The organism is Enterobacter cloacae complex sp. P43RS, assembly GCF_014930585.1.
Taxonomy (GTDB): domain Bacteria; phylum Pseudomonadota; class Gammaproteobacteria; order Enterobacterales; family Enterobacteriaceae; genus Enterobacter; species Enterobacter bugandensis.
Window position 1 is genome coordinate 243,093 of record NZ_JADBRJ010000003.1, and the last position, 21,807, is coordinate 264,899.

The 21,807-nt window shown below is 52.1% G+C and carries 24 protein-coding genes and 1 pseudogene; 5 read left to right on the forward strand and 20 right to left on the reverse strand.

Translation table 11 applies throughout. The features are described from left to right. Positions 1–165: 165 nt before the first annotated feature. Positions 166–1,434: pseudogene (locus tag IM294_RS22245) on the forward strand (hypothetical protein); the annotation flags it as partial. 101 nt (positions 1,435–1,535) lie between these two features. Then, positions 1,536–2,024, forward strand: a complete 489-nt coding sequence (locus tag IM294_RS08160; protein WP_069733260.1) for a phage tail protein — start codon at positions 1,536–1,538, stop codon at positions 2,022–2,024. A gap of 154 nt (positions 2,025–2,178) precedes the next feature. On the opposite strand, the gene IM294_RS08165 is transcribed toward IM294_RS08160, so the two are convergent. The 17 genes from IM294_RS08165 to IM294_RS08245 form a co-directional block, all read right to left on the reverse strand. Beyond that, positions 2,179–2,775 carry a tail fiber assembly protein gene (locus IM294_RS08165; protein WP_193360326.1) on the reverse strand — a complete coding sequence of 199 codons (597 nt, stop codon included), beginning with the start codon at positions 2,773–2,775 and terminating at the stop codon, positions 2,179–2,181. Further along, positions 2,775–3,761: a phage tail protein gene (locus IM294_RS08170; RefSeq protein WP_193360327.1), complete on the reverse strand. Its 987-nt coding sequence runs from the start codon at positions 3,759–3,761 to the stop codon at positions 2,775–2,777. Before IM294_RS08170 ends, IM294_RS08165 begins: the two co-directional genes overlap by 1 nt. Beyond that, complete coding sequence (locus IM294_RS08175; protein ID WP_193360328.1) at positions 3,751–4,365, reverse strand: phage tail protein I; 615 nt, start codon at positions 4,363–4,365, stop codon at positions 3,751–3,753. The genes IM294_RS08170 and IM294_RS08175 overlap by 11 nt, the downstream gene beginning before the upstream one ends. Then, positions 4,358–5,254: a baseplate J/gp47 family protein gene (locus IM294_RS08180; protein ID WP_069733256.1), complete on the reverse strand. Its 897-nt coding sequence runs from the start codon at positions 5,252–5,254 to the stop codon at positions 4,358–4,360. The genes IM294_RS08175 and IM294_RS08180 overlap by 8 nt, the downstream gene beginning before the upstream one ends. Then, the gene (locus IM294_RS08185) at positions 5,241–5,609 is read right to left on the reverse strand and encodes a GPW/gp25 family protein (RefSeq protein WP_021312601.1); all 369 of its coding nucleotides are present in this window, start codon (positions 5,607–5,609) and stop codon (positions 5,241–5,243) included. The genes IM294_RS08180 and IM294_RS08185 overlap by 14 nt, the downstream gene beginning before the upstream one ends. Then, entirely contained in the window at positions 5,606–6,187 is a 582-nt protein-coding gene (locus IM294_RS08190; RefSeq protein WP_193360329.1) for a phage baseplate assembly protein V, read from the reverse strand. Before IM294_RS08190 ends, IM294_RS08185 begins: the two co-directional genes overlap by 4 nt. Beyond that, positions 6,184–6,822, reverse strand: coding sequence for a phage virion morphogenesis protein (locus IM294_RS08195; protein WP_193360330.1), 639 nt, complete (start codon positions 6,820–6,822; stop codon positions 6,184–6,186). The genes IM294_RS08190 and IM294_RS08195 overlap by 4 nt, the downstream gene beginning before the upstream one ends. After that, entirely contained in the window at positions 6,815–7,285 is a 471-nt protein-coding gene (locus tag IM294_RS08200) for a phage tail protein (protein ID WP_058678855.1), read from the reverse strand. Before IM294_RS08200 ends, IM294_RS08195 begins: the two co-directional genes overlap by 8 nt. 101 nt (positions 7,286–7,386) lie before the next feature. Beyond that, positions 7,387–7,599 (reverse strand): peptidase, encoded by a 213-nt coding sequence (locus IM294_RS08205; RefSeq protein WP_072189927.1) that lies wholly within the window; start codon positions 7,597–7,599, stop codon positions 7,387–7,389. After that, complete coding sequence (locus IM294_RS08210) at positions 7,496–7,933, reverse strand: DUF2570 domain-containing protein (RefSeq protein WP_193360331.1); 438 nt, start codon at positions 7,931–7,933, stop codon at positions 7,496–7,498. Before IM294_RS08210 ends, IM294_RS08205 begins: the two co-directional genes overlap by 104 nt. Next, complete coding sequence (locus IM294_RS08215; RefSeq protein ID WP_058678857.1) at positions 7,930–8,475, reverse strand: lysozyme; 546 nt, start codon at positions 8,473–8,475, stop codon at positions 7,930–7,932. Before IM294_RS08215 ends, IM294_RS08210 begins: the two co-directional genes overlap by 4 nt. Beyond that, on the reverse strand, positions 8,459–8,761 hold the full coding sequence (locus IM294_RS08220; protein ID WP_193360332.1) for a phage tail protein: 303 nt from the start codon (positions 8,759–8,761) through the stop codon (positions 8,459–8,461). Before IM294_RS08220 ends, IM294_RS08215 begins: the two co-directional genes overlap by 17 nt. Continuing rightward, positions 8,752–8,952: a tail protein X gene (locus tag IM294_RS08225; protein ID WP_193360333.1), complete on the reverse strand. Its 201-nt coding sequence runs from the start codon at positions 8,950–8,952 to the stop codon at positions 8,752–8,754. Before IM294_RS08225 ends, IM294_RS08220 begins: the two co-directional genes overlap by 10 nt. Beyond that, a complete protein-coding gene (locus tag IM294_RS08230; protein ID WP_058678860.1) occupies positions 8,952–9,476 on the reverse strand; it encodes a head completion/stabilization protein in 525 nt (174 codons plus the stop codon). Before IM294_RS08230 ends, IM294_RS08225 begins: the two co-directional genes overlap by 1 nt. A gap of 98 nt (positions 9,477–9,574) precedes the next feature. Beyond that, a complete protein-coding gene (gene gpM, locus IM294_RS08235; protein WP_193360334.1) occupies positions 9,575–10,432 on the reverse strand; it encodes a phage terminase small subunit in 858 nt (285 codons plus the stop codon). 45 nt (positions 10,433–10,477) lie between these two features. Beyond that, positions 10,478–11,527: a phage major capsid protein, P2 family gene (locus tag IM294_RS08240; RefSeq protein WP_058651655.1), complete on the reverse strand. Its 1,050-nt coding sequence runs from the start codon at positions 11,525–11,527 to the stop codon at positions 10,478–10,480. A 23-nt stretch (positions 11,528–11,550) separates the two neighbouring features. Further along, positions 11,551–12,387 (reverse strand): GPO family capsid scaffolding protein, encoded by an 837-nt coding sequence (locus IM294_RS08245; protein ID WP_069733249.1) that lies wholly within the window; start codon positions 12,385–12,387, stop codon positions 11,551–11,553. A 159-nt stretch (positions 12,388–12,546) separates the two neighbouring features. Here IM294_RS08245 and IM294_RS08250 point away from each other — a divergent pair, with 159 nt between their 5' ends. The 3 genes from IM294_RS08250 to IM294_RS08260 all read left to right on the forward strand — a co-directional run bounded on the left by IM294_RS08250 (position 12,547) and on the right by IM294_RS08260 (position 17,282). Then, entirely contained in the window at positions 12,547–14,277 is a 1,731-nt protein-coding gene (locus IM294_RS08250; protein WP_193360335.1) for a terminase large subunit domain-containing protein, read from the forward strand. Next, positions 14,277–15,335: a phage portal protein gene (locus tag IM294_RS08255; RefSeq protein ID WP_058678864.1), complete on the forward strand. Its 1,059-nt coding sequence runs from the start codon at positions 14,277–14,279 to the stop codon at positions 15,333–15,335. Before IM294_RS08250 ends, IM294_RS08255 begins: the two co-directional genes overlap by 1 nt. 576 nt (positions 15,336–15,911) lie before the next feature. After that, positions 15,912–17,282, forward strand: a complete 1,371-nt coding sequence (locus IM294_RS08260; RefSeq protein WP_193360336.1) for a P-loop NTPase fold protein — start codon at positions 15,912–15,914, stop codon at positions 17,280–17,282. Positions 17,283–17,502: 220 nt separating this feature from the next. Here IM294_RS08260 and IM294_RS08265 read toward each other — a convergent pair whose 3' ends face one another. The 3 genes from IM294_RS08265 to IM294_RS08275 all read right to left on the reverse strand — a co-directional run bounded on the left by IM294_RS08265 (position 17,503) and on the right by IM294_RS08275 (position 21,797). Next, entirely contained in the window at positions 17,503–18,021 is a 519-nt protein-coding gene (locus IM294_RS08265; RefSeq protein WP_193360337.1) for a hypothetical protein, read from the reverse strand. Then, positions 18,011–19,156: an ImmA/IrrE family metallo-endopeptidase gene (locus tag IM294_RS08270; RefSeq protein ID WP_193360338.1), complete on the reverse strand. Its 1,146-nt coding sequence runs from the start codon at positions 19,154–19,156 to the stop codon at positions 18,011–18,013. Before IM294_RS08270 ends, IM294_RS08265 begins: the two co-directional genes overlap by 11 nt. 193 nt (positions 19,157–19,349) lie before the next feature. Further along, on the reverse strand, positions 19,350–21,797 hold the full coding sequence (locus IM294_RS08275; RefSeq protein ID WP_370552598.1) for a replication endonuclease: 2,448 nt from the start codon (positions 21,795–21,797) through the stop codon (positions 19,350–19,352). Positions 21,798–21,807 lie beyond the last annotated feature (10 nt).

A 21,807-nucleotide genomic window follows, 5' to 3' on the forward strand; every position in this document is an offset into this window, starting at 1 on the left:
GCTTCCGGACCGGCAATGGCTGGCGTGCGCGGATGGGGGCCAGTTCTCGGCTCGTTAGCAGGGAAAATGCGGGGATTATCGACCATCATCCCTGCGATGCGCGGCGCACTTATGGGGGCATTTCTTGCACCTGGCGCTGCGCTGGGCGCGCTGACTAAAAACATCGGAATGTTCGCCCTTCGACTGACCGGATTGCCAGCAATATGGGGCATGATCACTACCGCGGTATCTGTGCTTGGTACAGCGCTGTCACTGCTGTTTAGCCCCATTGGTCTGATAGTGGCGGCGTTTATTGCAGCTGGCGTGCTTATCTGGCGGTATTGGGAACCTCTTAAAGCATTTTTTGCTGGCGTATTCACCGGCATCATGGAAAGGCTAGCGCCATTACGCGAGACCTTCGCGCAATTCAGCCCCACCTTTGACGCGATAGGCAGCGCTGTTAGCCAGGTCTTTAACTGGTTCAAATCTCTGCTTTCCTCGATGGAATCCAGCAAGGAAACGCTGGATAAATGCGCCAGCGCCGGGGAGGTGTTCGGCAACGTTCTTGGTGGCGCGCTCCAGCTTGTTCTTGCACCTGCCAAAATGCTGCTGGATACACTGGCATGGATCCTTGAAAAGCTCGGTGTTCTTCCTGATGAGGCGGAAAAAGCCAGGAAGAAAATCGAAGACGCGCAGCGCATGGCCGTTCTTCAGGACAAAATTTCCCTTCTTCAGGGGGATATAGCTAAAGTTGCACCGAAAAAAGTTGAGGTTAATAACGTTCCCCCCGGAGCACCGCACACCACTTCACCGCTGACCGGCGATAATGGCACTATGCGCCGGTTGCAGAGTATCGACAGCAACACCAAAGCGACAGCCGACAACACGAAGAAGATCGGCCCCGGCGATATCGTGTTTAAAAACCTGCCGCGTGCGCTGGCCGTTCGTGGGGAATGGAAGGAGTCGCAGCTTGCCAGCACCACTAGGGTAGGTCGGTTAAGTGAACGTCCCGCAAAAGTGGGGGAGGAGTGGAAGGAGCCACAACCTGCTAACACTACCACGGCAAGCCGGGTAAGTACGCTTCCCGTGGTAATGGGTGAGGAATGGAAGGCGGCACAACTTGCCAGCACTACCACGGCAGGTCGGGTAAGTGCGCATCCCGCAGTAGGGGGGGAGGAATGGAAGGAACCACAACTTGCCACCACCCCCTCGGTGGGCCGATTAAGTGCGCGTCCCGCAGCGGTAGGGGAGGGGTGGAAGGAACCACAACTTGCCACCACCACGGCAGGCCGGTTAAGTGAACGCCCCGCAGTGGTGGCGGCATCGCTTCCAGTCAAACAGGCGGAACTTCAGCCAGTTAGCCGCAGCGCCAGCAATATACCGGTTGCCGCTGGCGGCTTTACGGGGGAAATCAACGTACACCTGCACGGCGTTGACCGGCAGGACGCGCGCGAAATTGGCCGGATTGTTGCCGATCAAGTAAATGCCGAACTGGCCCGCCGTGAACGGCTTAATCGCGGCAGCTTCAAAGACAGAGATTAAGGGGAGGCAACATTATGATGATGATATACGGGATGTTCGTTTTCGAACTGAAGACACTACCTTACCAGCAGCTGCGCCACTCGCTGAACTGGCGTCATGTGAAGAATGATCGCATTAACCGATCGGCAAAATGGCAGTACATCGGCGCGGGGGAGACGCAGATTAACCTGGATGGTGTGCTCTACCCTGAAATTACGGGCGGTGACGTGTCTCTTACCGTTCTGGCAACGCAGGCATACACCGGACGTCCGTGGCCTTTAATCAGTGGTGCGGGGCAGATTTACGGGATGTATGTGCTGACCGGGCTACAGGCCACGCATACGGAATTTGACCGCTACGGAAAGGCAAAAAAAATTGAGTTTTCGATCAGCTTTCAGCGCTGTGATGAAGATTTACGAGAGCGCCTGCAAGCGTCGTCTGTTGGCGATTTACTTGCTGGCTTGAAGGATAAAGCCACGTCCGCCTACAACTCTGCCAGTAGTACGCTGTCTGGCCTGCTCTGACAGCATCCACATAAAACTAAAGCGGGCATTTGCCCGCTTCATCTTCCGGAACACACCGCCATAACTGACTGTGCTACAGCACCGTTAAAAATGACTGTACTCGATACAAATGGCCAGCACGGTTAGAACCGGCAGTACTTGCCGGTATGCAAACTTATTCCGGCTTAACCGGCCAGGTAATTTCCGGCGCTTTCGACGTATCCACAGCCTGCACTGCCTTGATGTAGTTCATCCAGGCGATCAGGCTGGCTTTATCTTCATCGCTGATAATGCCTAACTGTAATTCCGTCTGCCACAGGCTGATCTTCGTTTGCGCCTCTGCAAGTAACGCAGCTTTCTGTTGTTCTGCTGCCTCCACATCTGCCTTGTGCTGTGCTTCGTTATCCGTCACCCACTCGCTACCGTCCCACGTATCGTAAGGCGTGGACGGTGCCAGAGTGGTTGTGCCCTCCGGGTAATCACCGGGCAAAGAAACAATCACCGATTCCCCTGTTTCAGTGCTGTACACCGTTTCACCACGGTGATCGGCGACGTATTCCCAGGCGGTAAAGTCTGCTGTCCGGCAAATGGTGAAATCTTCTTTGCTTTTTCCTGGCTCGTCAGTGCAGGAGTTGGCTGGCAGGCCAACGCCAACAGCCAGATATTCCACGGATGTAGACAGGTATTCCCGCGTCTCACCATCATAATTAAACACGATAATATCACCCGCCACAGTGGCAATAAGTTCGCTATTCAGTTTTGCCTTCGCCATTATGCAGCCCTCACGATGTAGTTAAACGCGGTGTTACATGGTGCGGTTTCGTTCTGGCCCTCGTCGGATAAATACACGCCACTGCTCCCCGAATATGCTAAATAAACAGTCGCTGAACTCTTACGGTAAGATTCATGAACAGCAGGAGTTTCGCCCCCGTCTCCATTACCAAACAATAATGCATGAGTGTGCTTCCTCAACTTATCAGCAGCATACGACAGAATAGCGCGGCCACTATCCAGCCCCCGCCCATCGTCCCAGCCGCGAATAAACACGCCGCGCAAATCAGGCAGACTACCTGATGGATATGCAATAGCCAGTTTGGGGTATTTTGCCTTGTCAAAAGCTGCGCCATTGCACTTGAGAAAACCCGCTGGCGGTGTTGCCTGCGGCCACGGAAGCGGAAAACCTGCCGGGAAAAATTTATCAAAATCTGATTCCAGCAAATACTGCGTATGCGGATCAGCCGCGGCAATATGCGCCGCCAGCTGTTGATCCACATATGACTTAACTTCAATGACGGCATCATCGACATATTTACGGGTTGCCAGTACCACGGACGGATCGATTTTCAGCGTTACCGCCTCGGTACTGCTGACGATCAGGATCACGCGAATGACCTGCACGCGCCCGCTGCCTTCCTGCAACTGCGGTTTATAGGTCTCCGCGCAGTTGGCAACTGCAATCATATCGCCGTCTTTATCAAACAGGCCGATTTCACGGATCCACCATCCGCCCACGTCTTCCGGTATGACCTGTTCCGCAATGATCTGATTGGTATTTACCGGGTCGATAGTAAGCATGTTAAGTTGCGCGCGGCGCAGCTCATGCGTCAGCGCGGTTTGTGCCGGGTTCGGTGTCGGTAGCGCACCATTGCCATCACCTACGGCCATCTGGGTGATCTCAACCTTCGCACCCAATGCCGTGGCGTTTGCCAGTTTTGCCGCCCCGATATTGGTTAACAGGGCAAAATATTTAGTCGCCACTTGAGATCTCCACGGTATCAATTAAATGGACTGCCGCGCCGGTGTAGTCACCACCGCCCACGGATATGGTTTCAGGAAAATAGGGGTAAACGGTCAGCGTATCGCCGATATAACATCCCGCCCCGGCTTCGATATACCCCTGCGACTGAAGCGAAAGAGAAAGGCCAGTAAGGTGGCGGCTTCTCGGCTTGGCATCGTCAATAAGGCGCTCAAGCTCAAGGTAGGTTTCCTCCGTAATCCCCTGCTCCTGAATACCGATTTCGAGCTTGAATGTTCCCGGTTCTTCGCCGCTCTGCCACCACTCGATCACGCGAAGCAGAAAGCCGAACGGTTCAACGACGCGACGCAAAGCGGAAATAGTGCCCTTCTGACGGTGAACCAGCCAGGAGGCTTTAATCACCTGCCGCTTGGTCTGTTCTGACCAGTTCTTATCCCAGCGGTCAACTGACAGCGCCCAGGCGAGATAAGGCAGAAGATCAGCGGGGCATTCGTCCGGGTTCCACAGCTTGCGCAGATCAACAGGAATATCGGTAAGTCGCTCCGTCACCTTCTCTGTATTGCGCATAAAACCGCTGGCCGAAGGCGGCAGCATGTTCTTATTCATCAGTGCCCCCGGTTTCTATCGCGAAGGACTCGCACCGCGCTGCCTGCGTATCGGCGATCACAATATCGCTGGCAGGCTCCAGCAGCTCCACCCTCTGCACGCCCTGAACATGCAGCGCCGCCATAATGGCTGAGCGGGCAACGTCACGGCCAATCTTGCCCTGCTGATTCAGCCAGGACTGAAGCGCGTCCTGCGCGGCGGTATGGATTGGTTCAGACTCCGGGCCGGGATAGAAATACAGCATCGCATTGATCTGATAATTCACTATCTCTGCTGCCTGAACGGTCAGACGATCGGCAACGGGGCGCTTATCGTCAGCAGACAGCGCTTTATCCACCGTCGCCAGCAGTTCCGCACTGGCAGTGCCGTCACCTTCGGTAGACAGCACAGAGACCACCACCACAGCAGGCGACGGGCTGATCGCTTTGGCGTCCGCCACTTTGCCGCTGGCACTTTTGGCAAAATATTCATATGCACCGGTTGGCCCCGCCACGCTTAGCCCTTCAAACGCAGCCTGCGCGCGCAGACGCAGTGCGGTATCACTTTCTGTTACCGCGTCAGTGGTTGCCGTCTCCGGGGTTATGATCAGGCGTTCGGTGTTCAGGTTGCCCGCGAGATTATCAAGATCGGACGATACGGCATGGCTCAACATACACGCCGCCGCACCGTCATTAATCCGCTGCCTGAGCATCATTTCACGGTAAGCAACTACCTGGGCGATCACGTTCAGCGGTTCGGATTCCAGCTCCAGCGCGGCGGCAACAGAAGCCTGCTGTTCCTGCGGGAATGCCGCCAGCATGACGGCTTTGACCTCGCTGAGAATGACTTCAAAGTCCAGCACTTCGATAATTTGCGGCTGCGGTAGCTGCGATAAATCAACTGTTGCCATTGCTGCCACTCCTGAGCGTTAGCGCACTGCCTGCCGTCTGCATGGTTTCGGTGATAATACCGACCAGTTCAGCGGTAACAGCGCCATCCTTTGAATAACTGATATTGATGCCGTTCAGGGCAATACGCGGCTCCCACATCGTCAGGGCGATCACTGCCGCACTCATACATTGAAGGCGCGTCACTTCGTTCTGTGGTTCATCCAGCAGATCGGGGATCATGCTGCCGTAGTCCCTCCGCATAACCCGGCTTGCCAGCGGCGTGGTCAGTATGTCGCGTACTGAATTCCACAGCTGATCTGTATCGGTAAGCTGGCCCGTGCCGTCCGGGTTCATCCCGGTATAGCGGACTGTCATTTCGGCCCCCCTGTGTTGCTGCTGCCACCCTGCACACCACCATGCACGTGCGAATGAACCGTTACCCCGTTAGACGATAGCGATCCGCCAGAATGGGTAACATTGCCCTTCATCGTGCCACCCTCCGACAGTTCGAACGTCCGCGCTTTCAGATGGTTGGTGCAATCTACTATTGGTGTTTCAAGCGTGACGCTGGCAGAGGCTTTGATATGTGCTGTCTTCATGCCCTGCGCTTCCAGCGCGCTGGCCTCTGCGTCATAGCGGAAAGAGGCACCGTCTGGTGCTGTCAGCACAATCTCTTTCAGGCTGCTGCCCGGCGCAGGGTGGTCACTGCTGTAGAGACTGCCGATAATGACCGCCGTTTCAGGGTTGCCACCGATACAGCCCAGCCAGACCTGCTCACCCACGGAAGGCGGCACCCAGATACTGAATGCCCCGGCGCGCGTGGTGGTCCAGCGCAGCCAGTCGGTCTGAAGTTCGCCGCTTTGCACGCGCACGCGCCAGCTCTCTTCATCAACGTCAATAACGACGCCGACGCGGAGGATATTTTCCAGCAGGCGGATCAGTTCAGCGCTCATCGTGCGGCACTCCCCAGGATGTTAACCACCTGCTCCGTAATCATCCGCTCATCGCCAGCGGTAACGCCCAGCAGCTCTCGCACCGGATATTTAGCAAAAGCACCCGGCCCGACCTGATCGCGCTGGCCGTACTGGTGCACACGCGCAATGCGCGCGGTCACGCCGTCATAACCCACGGAAGTACCGCCAGCATCAGCGCGCATTTTGAGAAAGCGATAACTGCGCAACCTCTGAAACATCGGCACCTTCTTCGCAGTGCTGCGGCGCACTGAGCGCGTATTGATCTCGATGTAACGCTCAATATCGCTGCGGTAAAACGTGCGAATATCGTTGCGCTCTTCGTCAAAGCCGGTAATGGTTCGCCCGTATTTTCCCCGGCCACCGTGCCAGTTTTTCAGGCGGCGGATCTCACCCTGCCAGACAAAAACAATACCTTGTTGAGAGCGCAACACCCGGCGACGGCGGGCAGGATATGTCGAGCCTTCAGGGTTTTGCTGTGCTTTGATGCGCTGTTGCTGGCTCTTTCGCAGTGCCTGGCCAATAGCGCGGGCAGTGCGAACACGTCCGGCCTGCGAGGTGCCCGCGAGTATGTCGCTGAATACCTGATCCAGCTCACGGAAGAGATCGTTACTCATGCGCGTCAGCCTCCCACGTCACATCCTCAAAGATGGCGCTCCAGTCTCCGTCCGCTGACGGGATACGTGGTTTAGGTTCCGGCAAATGCTCCGCCCGGGGAATACCGTTTGTATCCAGAGTGACCTTCACACGCTCGCGCAGCGGCATTTCAAAAAGAATGTCGGCGGTATCGTCATTGTTGATAAGGGTCGTAAACTTAATGTCTCGGTTCTTCTCCGGGTTCAGTAGCAGATCGGGCTGGTTGTGCCAGAGCCATGCCATTAACGGCAACATGAAATCATCAATATCACCGGCAAAATTCATCACAAACAGCACCAGGGTATAGCGGTACATAAACGATGGTGTTTCGCCGGTCGTCTCGATATTCCCTTCTTCCACAAATACGGTGAAGGCTTCAGGGTTGGCCCTGCACCATTTGTTAGCGCGGGTCAGGGTCTCGCGTAGTGAGTCAGCTTTCAGCATGGTGATACCTTCTTAACGCCCGAAACGTTCAATCGCGCCCGCAATGATCAGCAGATAAATAAGCGTCCAGTAATGGTGAGCGCTCAGGTAGTCGAATAAGGTCATGGTGTTGCCCTCGCGTGGTCAGTCAGTCTTTTCAGGCGGCGCAGATCGAGATCGGCTATCGCCGCCTTATCGGCGTTGCAGGTATCCAGCGCATCGCGCAGGCGATCACTCCAGATGGCTATCGCCCCCCACGTTACCGGGGCGGTCAGTTCCGGCGCTGGCGTTGCTGCCGTCAGGCTTTCCGGTACCGGCTCGTGCACGATTTTCATTTGCGGCTGCGGCGGTACGGTGTTGCAGGCTGTTACTGACAGAAGCAGGCACAACAGTGTTGGCACACGTATTGTCTTTGATGGCATCGCGCATGTTTTCACGTCGCTTTTCTCCCTGGGCGTTTCTTTGCTGTTCGGTTGCCCGCAACTGTGCAAGGACTTCGCGGGCGTCAGCAGTCAGTGCCCGCAGCTCTCCAACCACCTCACCATTACTCTTCACCTCGCGGGAAAGCACTTCATTGCGGACGGAGTCTTTACCGCGCTGATGTGTCTGCCAGAGCAAGCCACCAGAGGCCAGCGCCAGCAGCGCGCATAAAATGACTGTAATCTTCACTTTCCAGCTTCCACGTCACGCAGGCACCACGCCTTAAAATCAGTTCTACGGTTAACCAGTCCCTGGCTACGTTTACCGCCGCTGTTCACAAAGTCTGTCAGCCGGTTACACATCGCCTGCCATTCATGCGCCTGCGCCTTCTTCCAGATGGTCGTGCGCTGCTTTCGCTTCTGGCCGTCCGTGAACCACATCAGTCCAGTACACCCAACATTAAGACCTGCATCTGTCATGGCCTCAAAGGCAGACTGCGGCATATGCGCGCCTTCAAAATTCTGGTTAATGCAGTTTTCAGCGTGCCGCATATCGTTAATCCAGCGACCGGCGATCTCGCTGTCGCTGTACTCACGCTTTTCAACACGTCCGGTCGAACCAATTCCAACTGTCAGCACGCCAGCCGTGCAGTAGTAGGGCGTATTCCGGCAGTCTTCCCAGCCAGCAATCTTCTGCTGACCTTCAGGCGTTGTGCGCAGCGCGCCAGGACTTAGCGTGATACCCAGGGCAACAATGGCCGCAATGGAGCATTTTTTAATAAGCTGTTTCATCTTCCGGCTCATTCTGTTGCAGAAGGCCGAGCGCCCGGCGCTCTGACTCACTCATCTGCCTGTGTTCTGCCTGCTTAAGGATCTGGTTAATCAGTTCGTTGCGACGCTTCTGCCCCCGTTCGATGCGGGCGCGATAGAGCCATCCACGGGCACCAAAAACCATCCCGACGAGAAGACCGGCCAGCGCAATCTTTTCGCTCAGTGTCATAACGCCGATACTCGTGACCATTGCTGACATGGTGAATGTCAGCCAGTCATTCAGGCGGTGAAAGAAACTTAATCCCATAACTGCACAATCTCCTGTGTCGCTTTACGCGCGATTTCCGGTAGCTCAATCTCCTGACCGGCATTAAGAAAAACCTGCTGGCTCAGTCCTGGATTGGCAGATAACACTTTTTCGGTCACGCCCTGCGTGGTGCCGTAGTGACGCCAGCAAAGCAAATCCACCGTATCCCCCTGCAATGCCTTCACTTTCATCAGCAAAGCTCCGCATAGAGGCGCGGCGTGTCGCGAATGTCGGCGATACTCCAGCGGGCATCCCGCCAGAGATCATCCCGTTGCAGGTCAAGCGCGGCGGCGTCTTTTTCGCCTTTCGCCGTGGTATCAACATCGCGATAACCTTCAAGTACCAGCGCCCTGGCAATCGAATAAACCGCACGCCGGAAGCGGTACACCTTCACGTTTTCACCGTTGATAACCAGCTTTTCCATCTCACCTGACGGCAGGACGGAGGGCACATCTTCCAGCGTGTGAAAACCTGCTTTGAGCTGACCGGCGCGCCAGTCCAGCAACTGCGCGGTAACATGGGCTACCGCTTCCGTGGTGACGTGCATCAGCCTGGACGTAGTGATACCGCCAGTTATACGCGCGGCCAGACGGAGATCGGCCAGTTTAATCACCGGCCAGAAGTCCCCGGCACTGACGGTGGTATCACCATCATCAACATCGGGGGTATCACTGTCGGCAGGCAACACGCGCTTATTTGCCACAAGGCTGCTCATGCACTTATCTCCCATAAATCAGGCGGTGGGCGGGTGCTTAAAAGACCGTATACGGGCAGATATCCACCCGCGCCGCCTGTCGGACGGGGCCGAAGTCGTTAATTCTTTTTCTGGCTGGCAGGTTTGCGCTTGGTCGCTTTGCCTGTCACCGTCTTAGTCGTGGTTTTGCGCGTTGGCGCGTTACCTGCTGCGCTGGCGGTGGCGATCTTTTCAGGAACAGGCTCTGCAGTACCGTCAGTTTTGTCGGTGCTGGCCGTATCGCCTTCACCCGTGCCGTCGTCCGCAGACAGCTTCTTAACTTCACGGGCAAGCGTGGCGATCTCTTTTTTCACCCCGGCATTAGGATTTCGCGTCAGCGCCTCACGGAACAGCGCCAGCGCCTCAGCTTTGGTCGTGATATCAGTCGCACCACGGCGGGCAAGTGCACGGGCCTTGCACAACTTGGCGCGCACCACATCCGGCATATCACTGTCGGCGACAATTCCCGCCACTTCGTCAAGCACTGCGATACCGGACGACAAATCAGCGTCGGCATCAGCAGCCGCGAGCGTCAACAGTGGCTTGCTCATTTCTTCAGTCAGGAAGGTCGCTGCCGTGCGGTTGAAGTTATCCGGCAGCGTCAGCCCGTGGCGTACCACGTAGCGCCCCAGCCTCAACGCAAGCGCATAGTCATGACAGTCAATCGCCCAGACCATTAGCCTGGTAATGACTTCATCCTGCCGCCCGCTGTCGCCGTCGAGCGTGCCTTCAATCCATCCCTCGTATTCAGGCAGCATGGATTTCTTCATTTCGGCTTTGGTTTCTTCGGACTGCACGCCGCTGAGGCGGGACAAGTCCATACGCAGGCGATGCAGAATTTGCTCATGCGCGGTGCGCTGGATATCGGATTCTTCATCCGCCTGGCCCCGGCGCTCTGCCATGACCTTCTGAAAATGTCGTTGTGCCGGTGTTAACATCGTCACTTCTCCCCGTCATGGCGGGGCAATGCCCCGCCGCTTCTGTCACTCGCCTGCCGGTTCGGCCTGGGCGAACTGAATGCCGTCAATGAACGCAACATTGCCGTAGTCTTCAATGACGAAGTCATCGTTTGACGACTGATACGTTGCGACACGGTTGTATTCCGGCTCTTCTTTGATCGTCCGGCGCAGACCGCCACGCTGGTAGTACACCGACAGGTTTTTGAACGGCGTGATCAGCACGCCATTTACCGGGAAGTAAGGCGCGATAAAGGTCGGCATATTGCCTACGCGCTCCTGCGCGACAATAAGCTGACCGGCCAGCATTTCGGTATTCGGGTTGGTCTGGCTTAAGGCGTTGATGGCCGAGAAATTGCTGCTCGTCAGCAGGTCGCCCGCCAGAATCACCACGTTATCCGGGTTACGTTTGTGCCATTCATCCATCAGGCTGTTTTTGGCGTCGTACACCGCAGCGCCAATGTTGCCGTAGGTGCCTTTTGCAACAATCTTGTTATCTTCATCGCGCGAGGTGATCGTCACATTGGAAATGACGCGGTGCGGCGCTTCCTGGCGGATTTTTTCCAGCCAGCCAATGCCACAGTCCTGCAACAGCGGGTTAGCGGCACGGTCAGACGGGTCGCTGTACTTCACGCCGTTAAAGCCAATCATGATGCGGTCAAGCGACATCTGGCGGGCCATCGCCTTACTGATCAGCGGCTGGAACTCCGGCATGTGCGCCCACGCATCAAGCTGTTCATAGCTGATGCCGTAGTCATAGTTGACCTTGCGGCACATGTAATCGAACGGCTCCATTGAATGATTTGAGCCAGGGTTGCGACGACTGGTAACACTGTTGTTTACGCCAGCCATCGGGCCTTTGCTGCCGATCAGGACTTTCTGACCGATCTGCTGGTTGACGCCAAAAACGTTAATTTTGCTCAGGAAGGAATCATCCTGCTGTGCGGCCTGCTCAAGGCGCTGCTGACGCGTCGGATCTACGGCAAATTTTGCAGCAACGGCGGCGGTTGATACGCCGTTGAGCTGTGCCTGCCGGGCGATGTACTGATCAAATAGCTGGCGGGTATTGTTATCCATGTTCTCTGCTCTCTTTGTGAATATCAGTAATCAGCCAGTTGCGCGTTAGCGCCACCGCTCGCGGGTGCCCGCTGGCTGAAATTGCCGTCTGTGCTTCCCAGCTTGCTGGTCAGCGCGGCAAGGTCGGAGGTCAGCTTCTGAATGGCCTGGCTGTCCTGCTCGCGGGCGCGGCTTAGGTCGTTGAAGCTGTCCAGCAGAACGGCATGGGACTGGGCGACGTTCTCCACGGCGTCACGCACCTGGCTGAATTGCTCACCGTCAGATTTACGGCCTTTGCCGATAATCCCCATGACGCGCGCGAACCACTGTTTACCCTCATCGCTGCGCTGCTCAGCCAGTTCGATGATTTCTGCCTCAATGGCATCGGTGAACAGCGGGGCTTCACCCTGCTGATTGTTGAAGGACATAACCTGCTGACGCTGCTGCGCGGCAAACTTCAGACGCTCGGTGCCGAGGCTCGCCGGGGTATCGGTCATTGCCAGCCCCATGACATAAGCCTTGCCGTTAAGCGCAAACTGCGGGTGCAGCTCAATGCTGGAGTAAATTTTCTTACCTTCTTCCGTCAGCTTCTTCATGCGCTCAGAAGGTTCAATCTCGGCGTAAAGCGCGGTGCGTCCGGCGAGCGGGCCTTCGCTGATATCTTCAGCACTCAGCGCCGTCACATCCCCCATTGCGCCGAAATCACTGCCGGGGAACGGCGAAAGATAGTGCTCCACGTTGACGCGTGCGCCGTACACGTCCGGGCTGTAGTTTGCTGCTGCATCACGAAGGTGCTCAGGGCGAATCTCACGCCCGTCAACGGTTGCACCAGAGACAGCAACGCGGAATTTCTTACGGGCTGGTTTAGCTGCGCTAGCCATGTCGATAATCCTGTTGAGTGGTTTCTGTACGGTCATGATGGCAGAGCGTAACTTGCTGTCTCAACGAGGTTTTGTTGTCGGAGGAAGGCGAGACCTTAAAGTGGGCGATAGGGGGATCGCGCGCGGGGTAATCTTCACCACATCAACGGTGGAGGGCAGATGATACAGGACGCTTTTGTACGTCAGAGAGCAAAACAACTTTACTGGCAGGGCTACCCGCCAGCGGAGATCGCGCGTCTGATGGGAATTAATCAGAACACAATTTATTCATGGAAAAAACGCGATGAATGGGATGAAACGCCGCCCGTCCAGCGCGTCAGCCAGTCTATGGATGCCCGCCTCATCCAACTGACGGACAAGAAAGACAAGACAGGGGGAGACTTCAAAGAGATTGATCTGCTTACCCGGCAACTGAAAAAGTTGTCTGACGGACACCAGGCAGAGACTGGAGCGGGCAAAAAGCCGCGCAAGCGCAAGCAGAAAAATCACTTCACCGAAGAACAGATCGTCGCGCTGCGGGAGAAAATACTGGATTCGCTGTCGTGGCATCAACGTGGCTGGTATGAGCAACGCCACCACCGAAACCGCATGATACTGAAGTCCCGCCAGATTGGCGCAACCTGGTACTTTGCCCGCGAGGCGTTACTTGATGCGTTGCGTGATGATGTGAAATACCCGTACCAGCGCAACCAGATATTTCTGTCTGCATCCCGCCGCCAGGCTCACCAGTTCAGGGGATTCATTCAGAGAGTTGCCGAAGAGGTAGATGTTGAGCTTAAGGGGGGCGACAAAATTGTACTGAGTAACGGCGCAGAGCTGCATTTCCTCGGCACGTCTGCGGCGACGGCGCAGTCCTATACGGGCAACCTGAAGTTTGACGAATTCTTCTGGGTCAGCAACTTCACCAATCTGCGAAAGGTTGCAGGTGCGATGGCAACGCTGAAGGGGCTGACGCGTACCTACTTTTCCACGCCGTCAGGCGAGACCCATGAGGCCTACCCGTTCTGGACGGGCGATCGCTGGAATGAGAAACGCCCGAAGGCACAGCGCAAAGCGTTTGATGTGGGCTGGAAAACGCTGAACAGTGGCTTGTTATGCCCGGATAAAACCTGGCGCCAGATTGTCACCCTGAAGGATGTGATAGAAAACGGCTGGGAATACACCGACCTTGAAGAGATCCAGGATGAAAACAGTGAGGATGAATTCCGCAACCTGTACATGTGCGAGTTCGTTCGCGATGGCGAGTCAGCCTTCAACCTTAACGCACTGATTGGCTGCGGAGCAGATGGTTATGACGAATGGCCGGACTGGAAGCCTTTCGCGTCCAGGCCGATGGGTAATCGCCCGGTCTGGATAGGCTATGACGCCAACGGCAGCAGCGGCAACGGTGACAGCGGCGCGATTTGCGTTGTGGTTCCGCCACTGGTGCCGGGCGGTAAATTCCGCACGGTGGAAACGGAACAGGTGCGCGGCCTTGAATTTGAAGAGCAGGCGAAAGTTATCGAAAACTTCACCTTCAAATACAACGTTCAGCATGTCGGCATCGACGTGACGGGCGGTAATGGTGAAGCCGTTTACCAGATAGTGAAGAAGTTTTTCCCGATGGCGATGCCCTACACCATGTCAATGACGTCAAAGCGCGCCCTGGTGCTGAAAATGCTACAGCTGATCCGCGCAGGGCGATGGGAATATGACCGCAGCGAGCGCGCCCTGATAAACGCCTTTAACTCTGTTCGCAAGGTAAAGACGCCGGGCGGATTCATCACCTATGACACTGACCGCTCGCGCGGCGTCAGCCACGGGGATTTAGCCTGGGCGACTATGCTCGCCATTATTAACGAACCGCTGGGCCAGGAGAGTGGCAGCGGCGGGTTTGCTATGGAGTTCTGATGAAGAAGCGCACCTACAAAAACAAACACACTGCCAGCAGCGGCAGTGCCGGACAGCCTGATATCTCTGACGCGCTCAGAAGCGATCCGGCGCTCAGCGCCTTCACGTTTGACGGGCCATATTCAGTGACAGACGGCTACGATCTGCTGGACAGCATGTGCTGCGTCGATAACGGACGGTACTACGAAACACCAATAGACTGGAAGGGGTTAATCCGTGCGTTCGCACAATCCCCGCTGCATCAGTCGGCGCTTTACTTCAAACGCAATGTGCTGACCGGGTGTTATATCCCTCACCCATTACTCTCACGTCAGGCCTTCTCTGCTTTTGCGCTGGACTGGTTTGTCTTCGGCAATGCCTACCTTGAACGTCGCTCTAACCTCCTGGGCGCACCGCTCAAACTCCAGCATGTTCCGGCCCTGAACACACGGCGGGGGAGTGACCTTGATACTTACTGGTTTATCCGGCAGTGGAAAGATGAATACGAGTTTAAGACGGGGCAGATCTGCCACATCATGAACCCGGATATTCATCAGGAAATCTATGGTATGCCTGAATACATGGGGGCGCTGCTGTCCGCCAGCCTGTCCCATTCTGCCGACAGGTTCCGCAAACTCTACTATGACAACGGCTCTCACGCCGGATGTATTCTCTATGTCGGTTCGGAGAAGGTGGATCAGGAAAGCATAAAGGTGGTGCAGAAGACGCTGTCGCAGGCCAGAGGTAAAGGCTCCTTCAAAAACGTGCTGATCCACGCACCGGGCGGCGGCAAAGACGGCGTGCAACTGTTGCCGTTCAGCCAGATATCGGCAAAGGATGAGTTTCTTAACATCAAATCAGCAACGCGCAACGATTTACGCGACGCTCATCGCATCCCGCCGCAACTGATGGGCGCAATGCCGGAAGGCAACGGTTCGCTAGGTGATGTTGAGAAGGCCGCGCGCGTCTTCGCCATTAACGAAATGTTGCCCGTGATGGAAGCCATGAAGGGCGTCAATGACTGGCTCGGTCAGGAAGTGATTCGCTTTAATCCCTACGCTCTGCTCAAAGACGAGTGATCCGCACCATCCGCCGCACATCCTGCGGCGGTTATCCTTCAGTAATTTTCAATCTTCGCATGACCGGCCACCACCCGATCACCGCCCGGTACGACCTTTAACGCCCCTCACTCAGTGCGCATGCGCGCCATTCTGGCTGGTGCAAACTGCAATCAACCCGCACGCATCCATAATCGAGAAAGCGCGCGCAGAAAGCAGGGAAGGCCAAAGCATGGCATTTAAAGGCATCCCCTTCAGACCCCTGCCGCGTGGGCTGTTCCCCCGTCACCTCCGCGCGACATTTGCTTCTTTTTTTGTGCATTTGCCGATCTGGGGCCAGACCGCGCCACTACAGGGCGGAAAGGGCATAAACAGCATCAAAAAAATTGTGCAAATTTGTGCACTTTCTTGCAGACTACCTGACTAGCGGTAAGTATAATTTTAACTATGAATAATTGATGAAATCACCTCTTTATCTATGCCTCAATGCTTAAATATTTAACTACATGTTTTTGGTGACTCTGGACGATATGATATCAATTCATATTGAACTAGATTAAATTGTTATGATTAATTTTAAAATGCCAAAGGTAATTTATGAATATAACATCAGAATTGAATGAATTTAAAAGTGGATTCGATAAAAATTCCGATATTTTTAATCGGAAACCTTTGTTTGATCAAATGAAGCGTCTTATAGTAAATTCTCCTGACGCTAACTTGGTTTTTGCTTTGGATGATGTTTGGGGAAGCGGTAAAACATCATTTGTTAAAATGCTCAAGTCTGAAATAGAATCAACTAACAGTAAAGATAAAGACATTGATGTTGTTTATTTTGATGCTTTTGAGAATGACTATCAGTCCGATCCTTTTATTTCAATATCTGCTGAATTATATTCTTTACTTAAATCTAAAGGGCAAGAAGCTGAGGTTGTTGCAGAGAAGATTATTGAGACTGGAAAGAAAATAGGCGCTAAGATTTTAGTTGGTGGCGCAAAAATAGCAATTACTACTCTGACGGCAGGTGTTGTCAATGGAACTGTGCTTGATAAGGCTGCTGATGTTATTAGCGATTCCATTAATAGTGAAGTTGAATCTTTTGTTGAAAATAAAATAAAACATATGGAGAGTGAGAAAAAAGCGATAATTGATTTTAAAAAATCCTTGGAGGAGATATATATCAGCACTGAAAGAAAAACATTAATTATTATAGATGAGTTGGATCGCGCAAGACCGGATTACTCTTTAGAGCTGCTTGAGAAGATAAAACATCTTTTTTCTGTAAGGGGCTTGATATTTTTATTGGTTATGAATCGTGACCAATTTGAAAAGGGTATAGCTTATAGATATGGTGATATAAATACAACTTTATATCTTAATAAGTTTATACATTATTGGTTTACATTACCAAAAGTTAATCTTCATGATTTGAATAATAATTATAATCATGGCGGCACTACAATTTATGATTATGTTCAGAAACTTTTAAGGGCAAATAACTCACTAGGTATTAGTTCAAATGGAGTGTTTTCGAAAGTAATATCTTATTTGATTGAAGTAAATAACTGTTCCTTACGAGAGGCTGAACGTTGTCTTTCTACAATGGTAGTTGTTGATAATCATCAGGTTATTGCTCGTAATAGTGATAATTACTATATGGCTGCATTAGCACTAGTTTGTTTTTTAAAAGTTACATCTCCTACTATCCTTTACAAGTTGTTAAGAAAGGAGGGGAACTATCATGATATTTTAGAGATGTTGAATGCAAATAATCAAGATTTTCTTCTCAAGCCGGAAGGCAGATTTTTCAAAAACCTTTTAACCTATCATTATCTTGATAAAGATAGCTTGGTTACATTAAGAAACGAAAAGGGGAGTTTCGTTCAACAGATTGAAGGTGATTTTGGATGGGAACACAATCATATCGCAGATATTGCTAAATCAATAAATAATATGATAATAAGTTAAGTAAAAATAAAATCCCCAATATAAACTTGATTAAGTTATTGCTCCGGACCATATTTGGAGCGATAACTTAATGTGTGATTGTGATAAACCATGTTCGAGTGCGCTAATCAATGGTTTTTTTTGAAAATTACATTCAGTATTATATCCGAGTAAACAGCCTAGAAGGGAAAAGAATCGCGCGGGCGACTCTTTTCTAAAATTTTTCAAAGGATAGTTTGAGTCATGAAAAACTAGCTATGATTTGTTGCCGAATAGTAGATTTCATTGTTAACCCATTATCTAAGAAAAACTGAAAATATGCGAGTGCTTGATGTTTGTCAATAATTCCACGGCGAACAGCTTCTTGAAGCAATCCACCATGACGAGCGGCTTTAACACCACGCTCTTCGCATGTTTTATAAACAGCATTATCGGCGGACAAACATGTCGCATCATGGATGCTTGCATTGACAACGCAGCTTATATCAGCATATTTTAAGGCTCTCCTTCTGATTTTAATTTCTGCCATCTCAACTAAATGCTCTGGTTCATAATCATTTGTAAAATTGTATGCAAGCTGAAGTCTAGCTAACTCTTCTTGGACATTAAGATTGTATTTAGCTTTTAGTTCTTCGCAGACATAGGGATCTATCCAAACGCCTCCCGGATAAATTTGCCAAATTAACCCTAAACATCCGCCTTCATAAAAATCAGATAACACATTCGTGTCGATAACACATCTGGGGCAATCAAACGGCATCCTCTCCGGCCTCCTGTTCGTCGTACCACTCATCCAGAAGATTACTGAGAGCTTTTCTATCCAGTTCTAAAAGTTCAGATATGAAGGTTTCCGACGCGGAACCGGCTTCCCATGCTTTACGCGACAAAACGGTTAAACGGCCTTTGTAATTTAGTGCTTCTCTAATAGGATTCGGTTCATACCTCATCCAACCTTTACGATTGGCAGTTGCCCATAGATAACCAGTGTTTTGTTGATTGATTAACTTGCATTTACTGAGGCGATCAATGATGCAAGTAGCCGAAACCCTAAAAATGCTTTTTAGCCTTAAAACGGTTTCTTCATAAGCCCAACCACCACCTTGCATGACAAATTGTTTTCTTAATGCGCTTTCTGGCACCAAGAAACAAGCGGCAAAGTGGTTTGCAACCTTCTCTTCTGGAGAAGTCGCTCTACCTTTGGTTTTATAACTTTTGGCAGGACCGTCATACTCTTCACGATGGAAGATAAGATGTGCATATTCATGGCAAATACTGAAAATTTGGCGTTCTACGGAAATACTGTCATGAACATTCACATAAATTGCAGTGCCGTAATTGTTCGAAAACGCAGAAAATCCGAACACCATTCCTTTATCACTTTCCTCGCGATTGAAAGGAATAACACGGATATCAGACGCTTCCAGAATAGCAACAATATCACCCACGCAGGTAGCGTTACCGATACCCAGACGGAAACGCTCTTCCATAGCCTTATCTTCTACTCTTCGCAAGTCTTCTTCTCTTGCAGTGAAGATAGGCATTGAGTTAGGCAGATCTTCAGGCAAATTCGCCTCAGCAGCCTCCTCAATTGCGTTGATGTTTTTCAACTTTTCAATCAACTCATTGCGGAGTTTTGCGTCCAACAAATCTGGGCTATCTGCTCGCATTGCAAAACGAAACTCGCCTTCATCTTGATCATAAAAATACCCGATAGGCTTGTCGAAAATCTTGCAGAGCATAATGAGTTGCGTAACGCTTGGAACGCCCTGAGCCTGCTCAAATTTACTGTAGGTTTGACGGACAACACCGATCGCATCTGCGACAGCAATCGCGCTCATTCCCGCCTCATTTCTGGCTTGTACCAAGCGTTCGGCTATATGCTGTTGAATGTTCATATGTCACCTTCGTTTAACAACGGTGTCTCTTCTAAAGTTATATAGGTTAATTATTACTAACATTATGGACGGAGCTTCACAAAAATCATAGTCAATATTGTGCTAATTCCATAAAATTCTAACCAACCAAGAAAAACTATTTGAATATAAATTTATTCCATTTTTATCAATAAGTTAACATCGTTGTCTTTATTCATAAGTCGCTTGCAGCCTGACGCCAGCGGCTGATCAAAGACTCTGCTTTGTGACGCGCCAGCGTCTTCCTCCAGTGCATATCTGAACCAGTCACAATCAATTCACCGGTTACGAGGTTGGCACGATATGTCGTATCAAGTACTGTAACCTCTCGACCTTGAGCTAGTTTCAATGCTTGAACTGGATTGATTTGTATTTTTCTTAAACTCGCCCAGCTCAAGATTTCTTTAACTAAGGATTCAACTTCATCGCTCACTGCACTTTGTTCCTGACGTATAGCATGAGCGGCTTTCATATAGCTTTCGGCTCTTGTTCTGTCATAGCCGGAACAATCACCGGCAGTGATGCTTAAAGCGAGCGCCTCAAACTGATCAGCAGGTGAAACACGCTGATTTGAATTGTGGTTTCTGATGTCTTCCGCAATCTGTTTTCTCTGATCTCGGCTTAATTGACCGATTTCAAATTGTTTTGGCTGTTCTTCGCCAGCAATCATAGTCAGATCTGGCGAATAGACAGGCGGTGAGTCTGTGTATTTTTTATACTCAGTACAGTTATTGACACGAGTCCAAGAGGGCGCAGACGCGCCCTTAAGGTCAAAACCCGGATCGGCGCGGTCTGAAGATTTAGGCTTCATCTTCACAATACGATAAGAATGGAGGCGCGTTTCTACGGGCGGAATGTTGGATGCTGGCATAACCAGACCCTTGATAGCTTTCTGATACTCGCCGTAACTGCTTGGCTCGTTTTTGTATTGATACCAGGCGCGCAGCACCAACTTGGAACGGGAAACAAAAGGGCCACCCTGCAAAGTGATGTACCCCTGCCAATCTCCCGCGTGAGCCGCGCGGTGCAGCTCACCAAAAACAGGACTAACCCTGTCGGCTAAATCCTGATTTTTCAGGCGGCGCAGTTCACGCCAGACTGACACCGGCGCGCCCCCTAAAAACTGGAATTGACGTATACCCCAGCATGACGCCCAGGCCGTTGCGTGCTTCGCGGTTTCCTTCAGTGGGCGTCCACTTTCGTGATCGCTCTCGCCGTCTAGGGCGTAACCATCAATGTTTTTTGAGATGTATTTGACGACATAACCCGTAGCGCTACCCAAAGCCGGATCAATCGGCTTAAGTTCAAAGCGGGGCTGCTTACCAGACTTACCAGTTAACTCTTCCGCATCCTCACGCGTTGCGTAGTCTTCCATGACCTCTTTCAACTCCGCAGTATGCTCTGGGGCTGTAAACAGCAGGCCGTGCCAGTGCGGAGTACCGTCATGATGGGATTCAGCGACGCGAAGACCGAAAATAGGAATTTCGCGGCGTGAGAGTTCAGCGCGAATCTGTTGCCATATTTGATTGAGATACCGCTGAGATCGGCGTGGGCTTGCCCCGTTCCACTTGTGGTTACGGTGTCCAAACGCGGTATAGGCGTGATATTTAGACGGGGCGGTTAGCGTGAAGAAACTTCCGGCATAACCGCTTTCCGTTGCCACCTTCTCAAAGCCTCCAATACGCGTCATAAGTTCTACGCGGCGTTTTTCAGGGTTCGATATGCTTTTATCAATCTGCTCTATAAGCGACATGCGCTCACCCGTAACCTGATCTTCAAGCTCCAGGCGGCTCATGATTTCCCTGCTACGCTTGCGACGCGCATCCCACTGTTTAACGTGGTTTTTGCTGCAATAGGGGGAAACATCGCGACGCACATCACCAAAGGCAATATGCAGATGTTCACGCCAGCGGCGTGCGTACTTTCGCAGCAGGCGTGACCAAAAACGATCATCAAGAATTTTTCGAATTGAAGCTGCCATTTCATCAAGTGGCATTTTGCGCCGTGAAGCCCAGGGCGCGATTAACCCGAAATAAGCAACCAGCCTTGAGCCTTCACGCAGCATTCGCTTGCTGTACTCCTCAGGGCTAAGTACAGCACAGGTTTCACTCACTTCAGCTAAGGCAGCATTTGCATAAATCGCGATATCCTGAGCAAGTAAATCAATGTCTTCGTCCGTACTGTCAGCCAAATGATTGAACCGGCGCGTTAGCTCGCGAAGGTTTTCAAACGTATGAAACAGTGGGTTTAATTCGGAAGAAATGATCCAGTCGCTGCCAACAGGCACGGCGTATTGCTCTGCAACTGCTCGCACGTGGGGAAGGTCGCGCGCCACGATATTGCGAAGGGTTAACTTTGCGATGTGACGCCCTTTGTCAGCGTGTACGGCATTTATGCGGGAGGAAACGCGGCGGCGGATAAATGTAGGTAGTGGCTTGAGGGTATCTTCAACCCACGCGAAAAACTCCTGCTCTTGACCCAATTCATATAGATCAACAGCGGGAGTCTTATCGACAGCAATGGCCTGTTTGGGTTCATTCCACGGATAGGGGTAGCGGGCCGCCTCGTTAAAGCTGCCCGGTTTATCCGTAGTCATAGAGTGAACACGACGCGCCTGAGTCACAGGGCTCACC

What these genes read in the sequence shown, in the direction of transcription:
- IM294_RS08190 (WP_193360329.1), bottom strand. Translation starts at nt 6,187, where the DNA reads ATGAGCGCTGAACTGATCCGCCTGCTGGAAAATATCCTCCGCGTCGGC.
- IM294_RS08200 (WP_058678855.1), bottom strand. Translation starts at nt 7,285, where the DNA reads ATGCTGAAAGCTGACTCACTACGCGAGACCCTGACCCGCGCTAACAAA.
- IM294_RS08240 (WP_058651655.1), bottom strand. Translation starts at nt 11,527, where the DNA reads ATGGATAACAATACCCGCCAGCTATTTGATCAGTACATCGCCCGGCAG.
- IM294_RS08215 (WP_058678857.1), bottom strand. Translation starts at nt 8,475, where the DNA reads ATGAAACAGCTTATTAAAAAATGCTCCATTGCGGCCATTGTTGCCCTG.
- IM294_RS08185 (WP_021312601.1), bottom strand. Translation starts at nt 5,609, where the DNA reads ATGACAGTCCGCTATACCGGGATGAACCCGGACGGCACGGGCCAGCTT.
- IM294_RS08175 (WP_193360328.1), bottom strand. Translation starts at nt 4,365, where the DNA reads ATGAATAAGAACATGCTGCCGCCTTCGGCCAGCGGTTTTATGCGCAAT.
- IM294_RS08265 (WP_193360337.1), bottom strand. Translation starts at nt 18,021, where the DNA reads ATGCCGTTTGATTGCCCCAGATGTGTTATCGACACGAATGTGTTATCT.
- IM294_RS08165 (WP_193360326.1), bottom strand. Translation starts at nt 2,775, where the DNA reads ATGGCGAAGGCAAAACTGAATAGCGAACTTATTGCCACTGTGGCGGGT.
- IM294_RS08245 (WP_069733249.1), bottom strand. Translation starts at nt 12,387, where the DNA reads ATGGCTAGCGCAGCTAAACCAGCCCGTAAGAAATTCCGCGTTGCTGTC.
- IM294_RS08180 (WP_069733256.1), bottom strand. Translation starts at nt 5,254, where the DNA reads ATGGCAACAGTTGATTTATCGCAGCTACCGCAGCCGCAAATTATCGAA.
- IM294_RS08160 (WP_069733260.1), top strand. Translation starts at nt 1,536, where the DNA reads ATGATGATGATATACGGGATGTTCGTTTTCGAACTGAAGACACTACCT.
- gpM (WP_193360334.1), bottom strand. Translation starts at nt 10,432, where the DNA reads ATGTTAACACCGGCACAACGACATTTTCAGAAGGTCATGGCAGAGCGC.
- IM294_RS08250 (WP_193360335.1), top strand. Translation starts at nt 12,547, where the DNA reads ATGATACAGGACGCTTTTGTACGTCAGAGAGCAAAACAACTTTACTGG.
- IM294_RS08205 (WP_072189927.1), bottom strand. Translation starts at nt 7,599, where the DNA reads ATGAAAATCGTGCACGAGCCGGTACCGGAAAGCCTGACGGCAGCAACG.
- IM294_RS08260 (WP_193360336.1), top strand. Translation starts at nt 15,912, where the DNA reads ATGAATATAACATCAGAATTGAATGAATTTAAAAGTGGATTCGATAAA.
- IM294_RS08270 (WP_193360338.1), bottom strand. Translation starts at nt 19,156, where the DNA reads ATGAACATTCAACAGCATATAGCCGAACGCTTGGTACAAGCCAGAAAT.
- IM294_RS08195 (WP_193360330.1), bottom strand. Translation starts at nt 6,822, where the DNA reads ATGAGTAACGATCTCTTCCGTGAGCTGGATCAGGTATTCAGCGACATA.
- IM294_RS08255 (WP_058678864.1), top strand. Translation starts at nt 14,277, where the DNA reads ATGAAGAAGCGCACCTACAAAAACAAACACACTGCCAGCAGCGGCAGT.
- IM294_RS08220 (WP_193360332.1), bottom strand. Translation starts at nt 8,761, where the DNA reads ATGGGATTAAGTTTCTTTCACCGCCTGAATGACTGGCTGACATTCACC.
- IM294_RS08225 (WP_193360333.1), bottom strand. Translation starts at nt 8,952, where the DNA reads ATGAAAGTGAAGGCATTGCAGGGGGATACGGTGGATTTGCTTTGCTGG.
- IM294_RS08230 (WP_058678860.1), bottom strand. Translation starts at nt 9,476, where the DNA reads ATGAGCAGCCTTGTGGCAAATAAGCGCGTGTTGCCTGCCGACAGTGAT.